General features: G+C 69.2%; 12 protein-coding genes. 8 read left to right on the forward strand and 4 right to left on the reverse strand.

The genetic code is table 11. The features are described from left to right. Positions 1-206 precede the first annotated feature (206 nt). From dnaE to ISN75_RS16395, 6 genes are all read left to right on the forward strand, one after another. Positions 207-3,755 carry a DNA polymerase III subunit alpha gene (gene dnaE, locus ISN75_RS16370; protein WP_343820700.1) on the forward strand — a complete coding sequence of 1,183 codons (3,549 nt, stop codon included), beginning with the start codon at positions 207-209 and terminating at the stop codon, positions 3,753-3,755. Positions 3,756-3,930: 175 nt separating this feature from the next. After that, positions 3,931-4,887, forward strand: a complete 957-nt coding sequence (locus ISN75_RS16375; protein ID WP_167257864.1) for an acetyl-CoA carboxylase carboxyltransferase subunit alpha — start codon at positions 3,931-3,933, stop codon at positions 4,885-4,887. A gap of 149 nt (positions 4,888-5,036) precedes the next feature. After that, positions 5,037-5,789, forward strand: a complete 753-nt coding sequence (locus ISN75_RS16380; protein ID WP_167257866.1) for an NYN domain-containing protein — start codon at positions 5,037-5,039, stop codon at positions 5,787-5,789. Next, positions 5,782-7,086, forward strand: a complete 1,305-nt coding sequence (gene tilS / locus ISN75_RS16385) for a tRNA lysidine(34) synthetase TilS (RefSeq protein WP_343820703.1) — start codon at positions 5,782-5,784, stop codon at positions 7,084-7,086. Before ISN75_RS16380 ends, tilS begins: the two co-directional genes overlap by 8 nt. A 100-nt stretch (positions 7,087-7,186) precedes the next feature. Then, the gene (locus tag ISN75_RS16390) at positions 7,187-7,444 is read left to right on the forward strand and encodes an exodeoxyribonuclease VII small subunit (protein ID WP_343820704.1); all 258 of its coding nucleotides are present in this window, start codon (positions 7,187-7,189) and stop codon (positions 7,442-7,444) included. Beyond that, positions 7,428-8,321, forward strand: a complete 894-nt coding sequence (locus ISN75_RS16395) for a polyprenyl synthetase family protein (protein ID WP_423385083.1) — start codon at positions 7,428-7,430, stop codon at positions 8,319-8,321. Before ISN75_RS16390 ends, ISN75_RS16395 begins: the two co-directional genes overlap by 17 nt. Before the next feature lie 53 nt (positions 8,322-8,374). On the opposite strand, the gene ISN75_RS16400 is transcribed toward ISN75_RS16395, so the two are convergent. Continuing rightward, complete coding sequence (locus tag ISN75_RS16400; protein WP_167257872.1) at positions 8,375-8,803, reverse strand: DUF4870 domain-containing protein; 429 nt, start codon at positions 8,801-8,803, stop codon at positions 8,375-8,377. 116 nt (positions 8,804-8,919) lie between these two features. Further along, the gene (gene pmbA / locus ISN75_RS16405) at positions 8,920-10,287 is read right to left on the reverse strand and encodes a metalloprotease PmbA (RefSeq protein WP_343820705.1); all 1,368 of its coding nucleotides are present in this window, start codon (positions 10,285-10,287) and stop codon (positions 8,920-8,922) included. Between the two features lie 119 nt (positions 10,288-10,406). On the opposite strand from pmbA, the gene ISN75_RS16410 reads away from it, so the two are divergent. Together ISN75_RS16410 and yjgA are read left to right on the forward strand one after the other, a co-directional pair. Further along, positions 10,407-10,658, forward strand: a complete 252-nt coding sequence (locus tag ISN75_RS16410) for a DUF1653 domain-containing protein (protein WP_167257876.1) — start codon at positions 10,407-10,409, stop codon at positions 10,656-10,658. Positions 10,659-10,678: 20 nt separating this feature from the next. After that, positions 10,679-11,212, forward strand: coding sequence for a ribosome biogenesis factor YjgA (gene yjgA, locus ISN75_RS16415; RefSeq protein WP_167257878.1), 534 nt, complete (start codon positions 10,679-10,681; stop codon positions 11,210-11,212). Between the two features lie 100 nt (positions 11,213-11,312). Here yjgA and ISN75_RS16420 read toward each other — a convergent pair whose 3' ends face one another. Continuing rightward, positions 11,313-12,923 (reverse strand): S53 family peptidase, encoded by a 1,611-nt coding sequence (locus ISN75_RS16420; RefSeq protein ID WP_343820706.1) that lies wholly within the window; start codon positions 12,921-12,923, stop codon positions 11,313-11,315. A 270-nt stretch (positions 12,924-13,193) separates the two neighbouring features. Continuing rightward, complete coding sequence (tldD, locus tag ISN75_RS16425) at positions 13,194-14,633, reverse strand: metalloprotease TldD (RefSeq protein WP_167257882.1); 1,440 nt, start codon at positions 14,631-14,633, stop codon at positions 13,194-13,196. Between the last annotated feature and the right edge of the window lie 34 nt (positions 14,634-14,667).

Below are 14,667 nucleotides of genomic sequence, written 5' to 3' on the forward strand. Positions count from 1 at the left end.
CGCCCCGCGGCAGCGGGGCGAAACCCTCGCCAACGGCGAGACACTCACACGACAGCACATCACCAGCCCCCCGTTGGGGTTCACCACGTTCACCCCAACCTACGCCGGGCGCGGCGCAAAGCCGCGCCGCACAAACTCGGCGGAAGTCAATCTTGCCCCGCCCGCAAGCGCCAGCTAGCCTCCCCAAACTCACCGCGTGAGTCCGCATGACCGTCCGCTTCGCCCACCTCCACCTGCACAGCGAATACTCGCTGGTCGACTCGACCATCCGCATCAAAGCGCTGGTCGACGCCTGCGTGCGCGAAGGCATCCCCGCCGTCGCGCTCACCGACGAGACGAACATGTTCGCGCTGGTGAAGTTCTACAAAGCCTGCAGCGCGGCCGGCATCAAGCCGATCGGCGGCAGCGACCTGTGGCTGTCGATGCCGGACGACCCGCGCCCCTCGCGCGTCACCCTGCTCTGCCAGAACCGCGACGGTTATCTGAACCTGTCGCGCCTGGTCTCGCGCGTATGGCGCGAAGGCCAAGGCAACGGCAAGCCGATGGCCGAAATGGCCTGGCTCACGCCGCAGGCGAGCGCAGGCCTGATCGCCCTGATCGGGCGCGAACACGAAGTGGCGCGCATCGCGGTCAACCAGGGCGTCGCCGCCGCGGCCGCGCGCCTGCGCCCGTTCGCGCGGCTGTTCCAGGACCGCCTGTACCTGGAGCTCACCCGCTGCGGCCGCGAGGGCGAGGAAACCTGGAACGCCGCCGCGCTGGCGCTGGCCGCCGAGCTCGACCTGCCGGTGATCGCCAGCAACGACGTGCGCTTCCTGCGCCAGAGCGACTTCGAATCGCACGAGGCGCGCGTCTGCATCCACCAGGGCCGCGTGCTGGCCGACCCCAAGCGCCCGCGCGAGTACAGCGACCAGCAATACCTGAAGACGCCCACGCAGATGGCCGAGCTGTTCGCGGACATCCCCGAGGCGCTGGAAAACACCGTCGAGCTGGCCAGGCGCTGCACGCTGGAACTGAGCTTCGGCACCTATTACCTGCCGAACTTCCCGGTGCCGGAAGGCCACGACCTGGGCAGCTATATCCGCGAGCTGTCGCACCAAGGCCTGAAGGAGCGCCTCGCCACCCATCCGCTGGCGCCCGGCTACACCCTGGACGATTACATCGCCCGGCTCGACCGCGAGCTGGACGTGATCATCAAGATGGGCTTCCCCGGCTACTTCCTGATCGTGGCGGACTTCATCAACTGGGGTAAGCAGAACGGCATTCCGGTGGGTCCGGGACGCGGTTCGGGCGCGGGCTCGCTGGTGGCCTGGGTGCTGAAGATCACCGACCTGGACCCGCTGCCGTTCAACCTGCTGTTCGAGCGCTTCCTCAATCCCGAACGCGTGTCGATGCCCGACTTCGACATCGACTTCTGCATGGACCGCCGCGACGAGGTGATCGACTACGTCGCGCGCAAGTACGGCCGCGACCACGTCAGCCAGATCATCACCTACGGCTCGATGGCCGCGAAGGCGGTGCTGCGCGACTCCGGCCGCGTGCTGGGCATGGGCTACAACGCGGTCGACAAGATCGCCAAGCTGATTCCACCGCGCCCGCTCGACCTCACGCTGTCGTGCGCGCTGGGCCGCTCGGAGAAAGCCAAGAAAGAACCCGACCGCGTCGTCAAGGAATTCTGCGACCTGTACGACCAGGACGAGGAAGCGAAAACGCTGATCGACCTGGCGCTGAGCCTGGAAAACCTCACCCGCAACGCCGGCAAGCATGCCGGCGGCGTGGTGATCGGGCCCAAGCCGCTCACCGAATTCGCCCCGCTGTACTGCGAAGCCGGCGGCGCGGGCGTGGTCACGCAGTACGACAAGGACGACGTCGAAGCCGTGGGCCTGGTGAAGTTCGACTTCCTCGGCCTGCGCACGCTCACCATCATCGACTGGGCGGTGAAGGCGATCAACGCGCGCCGCGCGAAGGAAGGCGGCGAGCCGCTGGACATCGCCGCGCTGCCGCTGGACGACGCCGCCACCTACAAGCTGCTGCAGCAGGCCAGGACGGTGGCGGTGTTCCAGCTCGAATCCTCCGGCATGCAGCGCATGCTGAAAGATGCGCGCGCCGACCGCTTCGAAGACATCGTGGCCCTGGTGGCGCTGTACCGCCCCGGCCCGATGGACCTGATCCCCAGCTTCGTCGCGCGCAAGCACGGCCGCGAGGAAGTGCAGTACCCCGACCCGCGCGTCGAGCCGATCCTGAAAGAGACCTACGGCATCATGGTCTACCAGGAGCAGGTGATGCAGATGGCGCAGATCGTGGGCGGCTATTCGCTCGGCGGCGCCGACCTGCTGCGCCGCGCGATGGGCAAGAAGAAGCTCGAGGAGATGGCGAAGGAACGCGCCAAGTTCCGCGAGGGCGCCGCCAAGGACGGACTCTCCGGCGAAAAGGCCGACGAGATCTTCGACCTGATGGAGAAGTTCGCCGGCTACGGCTTCAACAAGTCGCACGCCGCCGCCTATGCGCTGGTCTCCTACCAGACCGCGTGGCTGAAGGCGCACTACCCCGCCGAGTTCATGGCCGCGACGATCTCGTCGGACATGGACAACACCGACAAGGCGGTGACCTTCATCGACGAATCCAAGGCGATCGGGCTGACCGTACTGCCGCCGGACGTCAATGCCTCGGAGTTCATGTTCGTCGCGGTGGAACCGAAGGTGATCCGCTACGGCCTGGGCGCCATCAAGGGTGTCGGCCAGGGCGCCTGCGAGTCGATCGCCGAAGAACGCAAGCGCGGCGGCGCCTACAAGGACCTGGCCGATTTCTGCCGCCGCGTCGACTCCACCAAGCTCAACCGCCGCGTGCTGGAGGCCTTGATTCTTTCCGGCGCGCTGGACGCGCTGGCGCCGACCCGCGCCAGCCTGATGCTGCAGCTGCCGGATGCGATCAAGGCGGCGGAGCAGCATCTGCGCGACAAGCAGTCGGGGCAGAACGATATGTTCGGAGCCATGATGGGTGCGGTAGCGCCCGTAGTGCAGATCGACCTGCCCACCGCCCCCGAATGGCCGCTGGAGCAGAAGCTGCAAGGCGAACGCGACACGCTGGGCCATTACCTTTCCGGCCATCCCACCGACCCCTGGCGCGAAGAACTGCTGCAGCTGTCCACCTGCCCGCTGGGCGAGATCGCCGACCGCTACCAGCCGCCGCGCCCGCGCAAGGGCGACGAGGACAACCGCTTCCGCCGCGGCCCCGACACGCCCTGGACCGTGGCCGGCATGGTCACCGCCATCCGCAAGCGCGGCGAGAGCGACGCCTTCGTGCGGCTGGAAGACGGCACCGGCATCATCGAGGTGAGCTTCTTCGGCGAGCTGTACCAGCAGGTGGCGCCGCTGCTGACGCGCGACGAGATCCTGGTGGTCGAGGGCGGCCTGCGCATCGACGATTTCTCCGGCGGCGGCTTCGCCGTGCGCGCGCGCAGCGCCCACACCCTGGCCGACGCCTGCCGCCGCTTCGCCCGCGTGCTGCATGTGAAGCTGAACGGCGTCGGCCCCGGCTTCGTCGACCAGCTGCGCCAGATCCTGGCCGGCTACCGCAACGGACGCACCAGCGTGGTGCTGCACGGCTACCACAACGCCGTCGCCCAGGCCGACCTGGAGCTGGGCGACGAATGGCGGGTGGAGGCCATCCCGGCCCTGCTGCGCGCCGTGCGCGCCGTGCCCGGGGTGCAGGCGGCCAAGCTGCGCATCGTCAGGACGGCCGAAGGCCGCGGGGAATAGGGAATGGGGAATCGAGAATAGGTAAGAGCGCCGTCCCACGAGCTTGTGGGCGCCTGCTCTTCCTATTCTCGATTCCCCATTCCCTATTGCCGGCTCCACCCCATACGGCCCCGTTCTCCGCCTTTCCCGCCGCCCCGGTATACTGCGCGGCTTCTGCGTCTCTCCATAGCATCGAATGAACCCGAACTTCCTCGATTTCGAACAACCCATCGCCGAACTGGAAGCGAAGATCGAAGAGCTTCGCCACGCCAGCCACGGGCAGGCGTTCAACATCGAGGACGAGGTGGTCCGGCTGCGCGAGAAGCTGAAGGTGAAGACCGCGGAGATCTTCCGCAACCTCAGCTCCTGGCAGATCACCCAGCTGTCGCGCCACCCGGCCCGCCCCTACACGCTGGATTACATCAGCGTGATCTGCGACGAATTCCACGAGCTGGCCGGCGACCGCGCCTACGCGGACGACGCCGCCATCGTCGGCGGCATCGGCCGCATCAACGGCCGCCCGGTGGTGATCATCGGCCACCAGAAGGCGCGCGATACCAAGGGCAAGGTGCGCCGCAACTTCGGCATGCCGCGCCCGGAGGGCTACCGCAAGGCGCTGCGCCTGATGAAGCTGGCCGAGCGCTTCAAGCTGCCGCTGCTCACGCTCATCGACACCCCCGGCGCCTACCCCGGCGTCGGCGCCGAGGAGCGCGGCCAGAGCGAGGCAATCGCGCGCAACCTGCTGGAAATGGCCGACCTGCGCGTGCCCATCGTGTGCACCGTGATCGGCGAAGGCGGCTCCGGCGGCGCGCTGGCCATCGGCGTGGGCGACCGCACGGTGATGCTGCAGTACTCCACGTATTCGGTGATCTCGCCCGAAGGCTGCGCCTCGATCCTGTGGAAGAGCGCCGAAAAGGCCAAGGACGCCGCCGAGGCCCTGGGCCTCACCGCGCCGCGCCTGCTGGAGCTGGGCCTGATCGACAAGGTGGTGCGCGAGCCGCTGGGCGGCGCCCACCGCAATCCGCATTCGATGGCGGTGCGCCTGAAGGCCGTGCTGATGAACCAGCTCGACGAGCTGGAGGCGCTGCCGATCGACGAACTGCTGGAGCAGCGCTATCACCGGCTGCGCGGGTACGGCGCGTACAGCGAGTAACAACGAAGCGCGTAGGTTGGGGTGAGCCAAAGGCGAACCCCAACAGGCCTCCCACGCCATCCTCACGTTGGGGTTCGCTGCGCTCACCCCAACCTACGCCGCGTTTCCTTAGCGCTATCATCCCCCGGCCCATTCCGCCGGAGGCCGCCATGGCCAGCGACAGCACCAAGCTCGCCGTCCTGATCGATGCCGACAACGCGCAGCCGAATCTCGCCGAGGCCCTGCTCGCCGAAGTGGCCAAGTACGGCACCGCGCACGTCAAGCGCGCCTACGGCGACTGGACCAGCCATCACCTGAAGACCTGGAAGGAACAGCTGCTCACGCAGTCGATCCAGCCGATCCAGCAGTTCGGCTACACCAGCGGCAAGAACGCCACCGACTCGGCAATGATCATCGATGCGATGGACCTGCTGTACTCCGGCCGCTTCGACGGCTTCTGCATCGTCTCCAGCGACAGCGACTTCACCCGCCTGGCCGCGCGCATCCGCGAATCCGGCCTGATCGTGTACGGCTTCGGCGAGCGCAAGACGCCGGACCCGTTCGTCGCCGCCTGCGACAAGTTCATCTACACCGACATCCTGCTCGCCAAGCCCGACGAGGAAGCGCCGCGCCAGCCGCGCACCGCCGCCCAGCTGAAGCAGGACAGCGGCCTGGTCAACCTGCTGCGCAACGCGGTGGAAGCGGCCTCGGACGACGAAGGCTGGGCCGGGCTCGGCGGCGTCGGGTCGATCATCACCAAGCAGCGGCCGAACTTCGACGCGCGCAGCTACGGCTACAACAAGCTCAGCGAACTGATCGCCGCCACCTCGCTGTTCGAGGTGGATGCGCGCAGTCCGGGCGAAGGGCGGCCGAAGGTGATCTACGTGCGCAACAAGTCGAAGAAACCCGTGACTCGTGAGTAACGCCGAACCACTGCACGCACGACTGCGGCAGGCCTTGCACGAACAACCCGCGGGCGGCCTGTGCGTCGCCTTCAGTGGTGGGCCCGATTCCACCGCACTGCTGCATGCGCTGGCCGGACTGGAACAAGCGCGGGCTCGCGGATTGCGCGCCGTGCATGTCGACCACGGCCTGCATGCGCACAGCGGCGCCTGGGCCGAGCAGGCGCGGCAGTTCTGCTCCGTGCTGGAGATCGCCTGCAGCGTCGTGCGCGTGCAGGTGCAGCGCCAGGGCGGCGAGGGACTGGAAGCCGCGGCGCGCCACGCACGCTATGCCGCATTCGCCGACGTGCTGCGCGAGCACGAACTCCTGCTGCTCGGCCATCACCGCGACGACCAGGCCGAGACCGTGCTGCTCAAGCTGCTGCGCGGCGGCGGTCCGGAAGGGCTGGGCGGCATGCGCGAGCTGCGTCCGCTCGGCGCGGGCCTGCTGTGGCGTCCGCTGCTGCGCACGCCGCGCGAGGTGCTGCGCGAGTACGTGCTGCGCCATCGCCTGCCGGCGATCGACGATCCGTCGAATGCCGACACGCAGCTGTCGCGCAACTATCTGCGCCATCAAGTGCTGCCGCGCGTGATGGAACACTGGCCGCACGCGATCGATGCCATCCTGCACGCCGCCGCGCACCAGCGCGCCGCGGCGGACACGCTGCGCGAGCAGTGGCTGGTGCAATTCGAGCGGCTGCACGACCGCGCCACCGGCAGCCTCGACGCGGCGGCATGGCTCGCCTTGCCGCCCGCCTTGCGCGACCCGCTGCTCGACCACTGGCTGCGCGCCCGCGGACGGCGCATCCCCACCCTGGCGCAACGCGCACAGGTCGAACGCCAGCTGCGCGAGCTGCGCGAAGGACGCGTGCCTTGCATCCACTGGCCGGACACCGACCTGCGCATCTGGAAAGGCCGCCTGTGGGCCGTGCCGCCGGCACCGGCGCCCGCGCCGAACTGGGAGGCGGCATGGACGGGCCAGCCGCTGCCCCTGCCCGATGGCGGCCTGCTGGAGTGGCAAGGCAGGCCGCTGCGCGAGCCGCTGACCGTGCGCCTGCGCCGGGGCGGCGAACGCCTGCGCCCCAGCGGCGACCGCCACACGCGCGAACTGCGCGACCTGTTCCAGCAGGGCGAATTGCCGCCGTGGCAGCGTGCGGCCTGTCCGCTGATCTATGCCGGCGAGGAATTGCTCGCCGTCGCCGATCGCTGGCGCAGCGATGCCGGCGCGGACCGGTTCCGCGCTGCCGGCGGGCAGCCGCGCTGGCGGCCCGCCGGCTGAGCCGCGGTGCTGTGCCGCCAGCCGGCCGGGCGCGTTCCGACATGCTTTTCAGTCTCGCGCGGATTGATTCCGCGCGGGTGCTGCGTTAATTTTTCCGGCCATGGTCAAGCCCGCACCCGCCCCTGCCGAACCCGCTGCTCCCGCCGATTTCGAACATTCGCTGGACGAGCTCGAACAGCTGGTGGCGCGCATGGAAGGCGGCGACCTGAGCCTGGACGACTCCCTGGCCTCGTTCGAGCGCGGCATCGGCCTCTATCGCCACTGCCAGCAGGCCCTGGAACAGGCCGAACTGCGCGTGCGCCTGCTGCTCGACCCCGAACACCCCGACAGCGCAGAACCGTTTGAACCCGAACTTTGATCTAGGTCCGGCGCTGAAGGCGCTGATCGTCCGCGCCGACCAGGCTCTCGCCGGCGCCCTCCCCGCCGAAGAACGCTCCCCCGCCGACCTGCACCGCGCCATGCGCTATGCCGTGCTGGGCGGCGGCAAGCGGCTGCGTCCGCTGCTGGTGTACGCCGCCGGCCACGCGCTGGGCGAGGACGGCGCGGCGCTGGATGCGCCGGCCTGCGCGGTGGAACTGATCCACGCCTACTCGCTGGTGCACGACGACCTGCCGGCGATGGACGACGACGACCTGCGCCGCGGCCGCCCCACCTGCCACGTGGTGTTCGGCGAGGCCATGGCGATCCTGGCCGGCGACGCGCTGCAGGCGCTGGCCTTCGAACTGCTGGCCAACGACGGCCACACCGACCCCGCCCGCTGCCTGGCCATGCTGCGCAGCCTGGGCCGCGCCTGCGGGGCCGAAGGCATGGCCGGCGGACAGGCGCTGGACCTGGGCGCGGTCGGCGGCACGCTGAGCCTGGCCGCGCTGGAACACATGCACGCCTGCAAGACCGGCGCGCTGATCCGCGCCTCGGTGCGCCTGGGCGCGCTGGCCGCCAGGGCCGACCAAGCCACGCTCGACGCGCTGGACCGCTACGCCCACGCCGTGGGCCTGGCCTTCCAGGTGCGCGACGACATCCTCGACGTGGAAGGCGAGTCCGCCGTGATCGGCAAGACCGCCGGCAAGGACGCGGCCGACGACAAGCCGACCTTCCCTTCGATCATCGGCCTGGACGCCTCGCGCGCGCGGCTGGACGAACTCACTGCCACCGCGCTGCAGGCAATCGCCCCGCTGGGCGAACGCGGCGCGCTGCTGGAACGGCTGGCGCTGTACGCGGCGCGGCGCCACCACTGAAACGCAAAGAGGCAGCCCGTGGGCTGCCTCTTTCGTTGCGCCGGCAAGCCGGCTTACTTGATCAGGCGCAGGCAGAACGGATAGCGGTACCGCTCGCCTTCGTTCGACTTGATCGTCGCCATGATCACCAGCACCAGCCACGCGATGCCGATGATGATGCCGGCCGGCACGGCCAGGATGATGCCTATGCCTAAGGTGAGCACGGTGATCAGCAGCAGCACGACCGCGATGATCGCCATGGTGATGTTGAAGTTCAGCGCTTCCTTGGCCTGGTCGTCGACGAAGGGCATCGTCTCGCGCTTCACCAGCCAGATGATCAGCGGCCCCAGGAAGCAGCCGATGCCGAACCAGGCGCCGGTGACCAGGGTGCCCAGCAGGGCCGACAGATGGGCCAGCATGGCCCATTGGCGCTCCTCGGCGCTCGGCATGTCCGAGGGCGGTGTCGGATCGGTAGGCTCGACGGATTCGGGTGGGACGCTCATTGCGTGCTCTCCTGGCCATGCGGTGATCCGGCCTCGGTGCCGGTGGCGCCGATGCTAGCAAGGGGCGCGGCGGTTTGCCGAGCCAACGGGCGGCCTATGCGGCCGTCCGGCCGGACTCACTCGCCCGCGATGGTCATCCTGTCCAGCAGGATCGACCCGGTCAGCAGATGCGAGCGCGGGTCCACGTCGGTGCCCACCGCCTGGATCCCCAGGTACATGTCGCGCAGGTTCGCGGCGATGGTGATTTCCTCCACCGGGTAGGCGAGCTGGCCGTTCTCGACCCAGAAGCCCGCCGCGCCGCGCGAATAGTCGCCGGTGATGGTGTTCACGCCCTGCCCCATCACCTCGGTCACCAGCAGGCCGGTGCCCAGGCGGCGCAGCATGCCGGCGAAGTCGTCGCGGCCGCCGTCGGCGGCGCCGGCTTCCACGATCAGGTTGTGGATGCCGCCGGCATTGCCGGTCGATTCCAGCCCCAGCTTGCGCGCCGAATAGCTGCCCAGCACGTAGCGGGCGAGCACGCCGTCCTCGATCAGCGAACTGTCGCGCGTGGCCACGCCCTCGGCGTCGAACGCGCCCGAGCCCTGCCCGCGGCTGAGGAACGGCCGCTCCACGATGTTCAGCCACGAGGGCATCACCTGCTTGCCGGCGTGGTCGAGCAGGAAGCTGGCGCGGCGGTACAGCGCGCCGCCGGAGACCGCGCCCACCAGGTGGCCGACCAGGCTGCGCGCAAGCTCCGGCGCGAACAGCACCGGGCTCTGGCGGGTGGACAGGCGGCGCGCGCCCAGCCGCGCCAGGGTGCGCTCGGCGGCCTTGCGGCCCAGCGCCTCGGCGCTCATGAAATCGTCAGCGCTGCGCACGCTGTCGTACCAGTAGTCGCGCTGCATGCCGTCCTCGTCGCCGGCGATCAGCGACAGCGACAGCGAATGCCGCGTGCCGCGCTCGCGGCCGACGAAGCCGTGCGAATTGGCGTACACCGACAGGCTCTCGCCCGCCTGCACGCTGGCGCCCTCGGAATTGGTGATGCCGGCCTGCGCGCGGCCGGCCTGCTCCACGCGCTGGCCCAGCTCGATCGCGGCCGGCGTATCCAGCGCCCAGGGATGCCACAGGTCCAGCTCGGGGAAGACCGTGGCCATGCGCGCGGGGTCGGCCAGGCCGGCGGCGGGATCTTCCTCGGTGTAGCGGGCGATGGCGCAGGCCTGGTCCAGGGTGGCCTGGATCGAGTCCGGGTTGAGGTCGGCGGTGCTGGCCGAGCCCTTGCGCTGGCCGAAGTACACGGTGAGGCCGAAGCCGCGGTCGCGGGTGTGCTCCACCGTCTCCACCTCGCCCAGGCGCACGTTCACGCTCAGCCCGGTGTCGATGCTGGCGGCTACCTCGGCCTGGCTGGCGCCGGCGGCGCGGGCGCGGCGGATGACGTCCTGGGCGAGATCGGCGAGGCGGTCGAGATCCTGCTGGCTGCGGTCGGAGGGAACGGAAATCGCGCTCACATGGGCTTCCTGAAGACTGGCGGGTAGAATACGCGGCCCATTCCAAGCAGCAGCCGCGCAGCCTCCCGACGTGGGGGCGCCGCGGCCGATGCAAAGCCCTCGCCGCGGAGAAAAGCGCCATGGTGCCGGAGACCGGCCTGTACCGTCACTACAAAGGGCAGCCTTACCGCGTGCTCGGCACCGCCCGCCACAGCGAGACCATGGAAACGCTGGTGGTCTACCAGGCGCTGTACGGCGAGCACGGCCTGTGGGTGCGTCCCGCGGCGATGTTCTGCGAGACGGTGCAGGTCGACGGAAAAACCGTGCCGCGCTTCGCGCTCGAACGCGCCGAACCCGGCATCGCCATTGGCGCGGCCATCGCCGCGCCCTGACGCAGAAAGAGACTGAACCCGTGCATCGCACCTACACCGACAATCCCGACCACGACTACGGCCCGACCCGCACGCAGCAGCGCCGCGATGCGCTGGCCGTGCTGGAGCTCGCGCAGCAGCTGGTCGAACTGCCGCCCAGCCGCCTGGCCAAGCTCGACCTGCCGGAAGACGTGCTGCGCGAGATCGCCAACACCCGCAAGATCACCTCGCATATCGCACGCAAGCGCCAGCTCGGCTTTCTGGCCAAGACCATGCGCAAGCACGACACCGAGGTGTTCGACGGCGTGCGCGCCGCGCTCGGCGAGAACCGCGAGCGCCAGCGCCAGGAAACCGCGGCGATGCATCGCCTAGAAGCCACCCGCGACAGGCTGCTCGCCGATGAGGAAAGCGCGCTGCCGGAACTGATCGCCGCCTATCCGCAGCTCGACCGCCAGCACCTGCGCTCGCTGCTGCGCCAGGCGCGGCTGGAACGCGAGAAGAACAAGCCGCCGCGCGCGTACCGCGAGATCTTCCAGCTGCTGAAGGATCTGGCCGCCGCCGGCGAAGACGAATGACGTAGGTTGGGGTGAGCCGCAGGCGAACCCCAACCTACGCCGGCGGATACGACAAAGGGGCGCCTCGCGGCGCCCCTTTGCATTTGCGCGTGGCGAAACCTCAGAGGCTGCTGTTGAGATTGGTCACGATGGTGCTGCCGAAGCCGCTGGCATAGTCCCAGCCGGCCGTCGCCGTCTCGCCGCCGTTACTGCCGGAGGTGATGTCGTGATAGACCGTAGCCGGCACCTGGTACAGATGCGGACCGGCAAAGCCCAGGGTCGAATGCCCCGCCAGCATGCGGGCCCAGGTCGCCGCGAACAGCGGCGCGGCCAGGCTGGTGCCGCCGTACTGCGCGTTGCTGCCATTGACGATGATGATGGAGCCCGAGTTCGGATCCGCATCCATCGCCACGTCGGCCACGTCGCGCGTGGTGCCGCCACCCTGGGTCTGCCAGCTCGGCTTGGGTTCGAGCGTGCTCGGGCTGCCGCCGGCCTTGGACCATAGCGTCTCGCCGGCCCAGCTGTTGCCGGTGCCGGTGCTGAGCGTGGTGCCGCTCACCGCCACCACGTAGGGCGAACTGGCCGGATAGCTCGGCGTGGTGCCGCGCGGCGCCTTGCTGCACTCGTTCGAACCCGAGTCGCCGGTGGAGACCGAGAAGGTCTGCCCCTGCGCGACGCCCAGCGCAAAGATCTGGTCGTCGGCGGCCATCGAGCCGTCGCTGTTGGCGGACGTCTCGCACTCGCCCAGCGACACATTGATCACGCGCGCCTGGTTGTCGGTCACCACCTGGTTGTAGGCCTGGGTGAGCGCGCTGTTGGACAGCGAGTTGGCCGCGTAGAAGATCAGTTTGCCCACGCCGCCGGACATCGCCACGATGTCCTGGCTGTCCAGGTCCCATTCCGGCGTGCCGCTGGTATCGGTACCCGCCGTACCCACCGTCACCACCTGGGTGTTCACCGCCGGCAGGCCATTGGCGCTGGTGAAGCTGGCCAGGTCCTTCAGCGGCTGGGTCATGTTGCCGTCGCTGATGATGCCGACGGTGATCGTGGATGCGTTCGGCGTGCTGCCCACGTTGTAGATGGTCGGGAACGCGGTGGGATTGTGGCCGGTCACGCCGGTGGTGGCGTTGGTGCCGCTGCGCGCCGCCAGTTTGAGCATGGTGTGCGGGTGCGCGACGGTCTGCAGGCCGACCACGGCCAGCACGGAGTCGCCCAGATGGGCCGGCACTTTGGCGTCGTCGATATTGGCGTAGGCCGCGCGGCCTTCGGCGTCGTGCGCCTTGACCAGGCGCGTGGCGAACGCGTTCTGCGCGCTGCCGGCGTTGCCGTCGGCGGAAACGATCAGGCGGTTGGCCGACACCTGGATATTGCTGAAGCCGGCGCCGCGCAGATGGTCGACCACCGCCTGCACCTGCGCCTGGCTCGGCGAGAACATCGCCTGCGCATCGGCGGTGCTGAGCCGGGCGTGGAACAGTGCGTTGGCCGGGTCCTGCGAGGCCTTGATGAAGTCGTCGAGCGCCGAGCGGTTCTGCAGCTTCAGCACCACTTCGACGTGCACCGGCAGGCTGGCTTCGGCCAGGTCCGCGGTGGTCGCCGTCGCGGCCAGTTCGTGCGCATGCGTGGCGGTGTTCGCCCACGCGTTGTTCGGTCCTGCGGCCATGGCGGGTGCGGCTGCGATCGTCCCCACGATCGCGGCAAGCGCCAGGCACAACGAGGTCTTCTTCATCTGCATGAAAACATCTCCAAAAGGTTGTCTTCGATGCCCGTGATGGGCGTGAGTACCGGCGGCACGCCGCCGGACGCAGGCAACCCGGATACCTCGCCGTTCCTTGTCTGGATTCCCCCTGTGAAGCTCCCGTTCCCCGGCAACGCACCGCCCCTCCCCGCGTGCCGCTAGCACACGGGAAGAAGCTTTCGTTTGCCTTTTAAAAAGCGAGAAAGTCCTTGCGAATACAGCGAGATTTCTCGCGAATAGCGCATGCGCGAAAGCGCATCGCAAACATCAGGAAGCGGTGCCGCCCACCGTCATGCCGTCCACGCGCAAGGTCGGCTGGCCCACGCCCACCGGCACGCTCTGTCCGTCCTTGCCGCACACGCCCACGCCTTCGTCGAGCGCCAGGTCGTTGCCGATCATCGACACGCGGGTGAGCACGTCGGGGCCGGAACCGATCAAGGTGGCGCCCTTCACCGGCCGGGTGACCTTGCCGTCCTCGATCAGGTACGCCTCGCTCGCCGAGAAGGTGAACTTGCCGCTGGTGATGTCGACCTGGCCGCCGCCGAAGTTCACCGCGTACAGGCCGCGCTTGACCGAGCGGAGAATCTCCTGCGGATCGTGCTGGCCGGCCAGCATGTAGGTGTTGGTCATGCGCGGCATCGGCAGCTGCGCGAAGGATTCGCGGCGGCCGTTGCCGGTGGGCTGCATGCCCATCAGGCGCGCGTTGAGCTTGTCCTGCATGTAGCCCTTGAGGATGCCGTCCTCGATCAGGGTGGTGCACTCGGTCGGCGTGCCTTCGTCGTCGATGCTGAGCGAGCCGCGGCGGCCCGGCAGGGTGCCGTCGTCCACCACGGTGACGCCCGGCGCCGCCACGCGCTGGCCGATGCGGCCGGCGAAGGCGGAGCTGCCCTTGCGGTTGAAGTCGCCTTCCAGGCCATGGCCGATCGCCTCGTGCAGCAGCACGCCGGGCCAGCCGGGGCCGAGCACCACGGTCATGCTGCCGGCCGGCGCGTCGACCGCATCCAGGTTCACCAGCGCCTGGCGCACGGCTTCGTCGGCGAAGGCCAGGGCGCGGCCGTTTTCCATCAGCTCGCGGTAGCCGTAGCGGCCGCCGCCGCCGGAGTGGCCCTGCTCGCGGCGGCCGTTCTGCTCGGCGATCACCTGCACGCTCAGGCGCACCAGCGGGCGCACGTCGGCGGCCAGGGTGCCGTCGGAGGACGCCACCAGGATGGTGTCCATCACCGCGGCGATGCTCACGATCACCTGCTTCACGCGCGGGTCGCGCGAGCGCGCATAGGCGTCCACCTCGCGCAGCAGGGCGATCTTGTCGGGGTTGGGCAGGCTTTCCACCGGGTCGATCGCGGGGTACAGCTGGCGCGCGCCGTTGAGCGCCAGCGGCTTGCCGGCGCCGTTGCCGTCCTGGGCGATCGCGCGCGCGGCGCGCGAGGCTTCCAGCAGCTGCGGCAGCACGATCTCGTCGGAATAGGCAAAGCCGGTCTTCTCGCCGGCGATGGCGCGCACGCCCACGCCCTGCTCGATCGAGTGGTTGCCGTCCTTGACGATGCCTTCCTCGAGAATCCACGACTCGCTGCGCGAATGCTGGAAATACAGGTCGGCGGCGTCGATCGACGGCCCCATCAGCTGGGAGAACACGCGGTCGAGATCGGTGGCGGCCAGGCCGCCCGGCGCCAGGAGGCGGCGCTCGGCCTGGGCAATCAATGAATCCATGGGGTGACGGCCTGTGCGATGGGACGTAAGACTG

The organism is Dyella marensis (assembly GCF_049532885.1).
Taxonomy (GTDB): domain Bacteria; phylum Pseudomonadota; class Gammaproteobacteria; order Xanthomonadales; family Rhodanobacteraceae; genus Dyella_D; species Dyella_D marensis.

Coding starts and splice junctions, on each gene's coding strand:
- dnaE (WP_343820700.1), top strand. CDS start 207: ATGACCGTCCGCTTCGCCCACCTCCACCTGCACAGCGAATACTCGCTG.
- ISN75_RS16375 (WP_167257864.1), top strand. CDS start 3,931: ATGAACCCGAACTTCCTCGATTTCGAACAACCCATCGCCGAACTGGAA.
- ISN75_RS16380 (WP_167257866.1), top strand. CDS start 5,037: ATGGCCAGCGACAGCACCAAGCTCGCCGTCCTGATCGATGCCGACAAC.
- ISN75_RS16390 (WP_343820704.1), top strand. CDS start 7,187: ATGGTCAAGCCCGCACCCGCCCCTGCCGAACCCGCTGCTCCCGCCGAT.
- ISN75_RS16400 (WP_167257872.1), bottom strand. CDS start 8,803: ATGAGCGTCCCACCCGAATCCGTCGAGCCTACCGATCCGACACCGCCC.
- ISN75_RS16410 (WP_167257876.1), top strand. CDS start 10,407: ATGGTGCCGGAGACCGGCCTGTACCGTCACTACAAAGGGCAGCCTTAC.
- ISN75_RS16420 (WP_343820706.1), bottom strand. CDS start 12,923: ATGCAGATGAAGAAGACCTCGTTGTGCCTGGCGCTTGCCGCGATCGTG.
- tldD (WP_167257882.1), bottom strand. CDS start 14,633: ATGGATTCATTGATTGCCCAGGCCGAGCGCCGCCTCCTGGCGCCGGGC.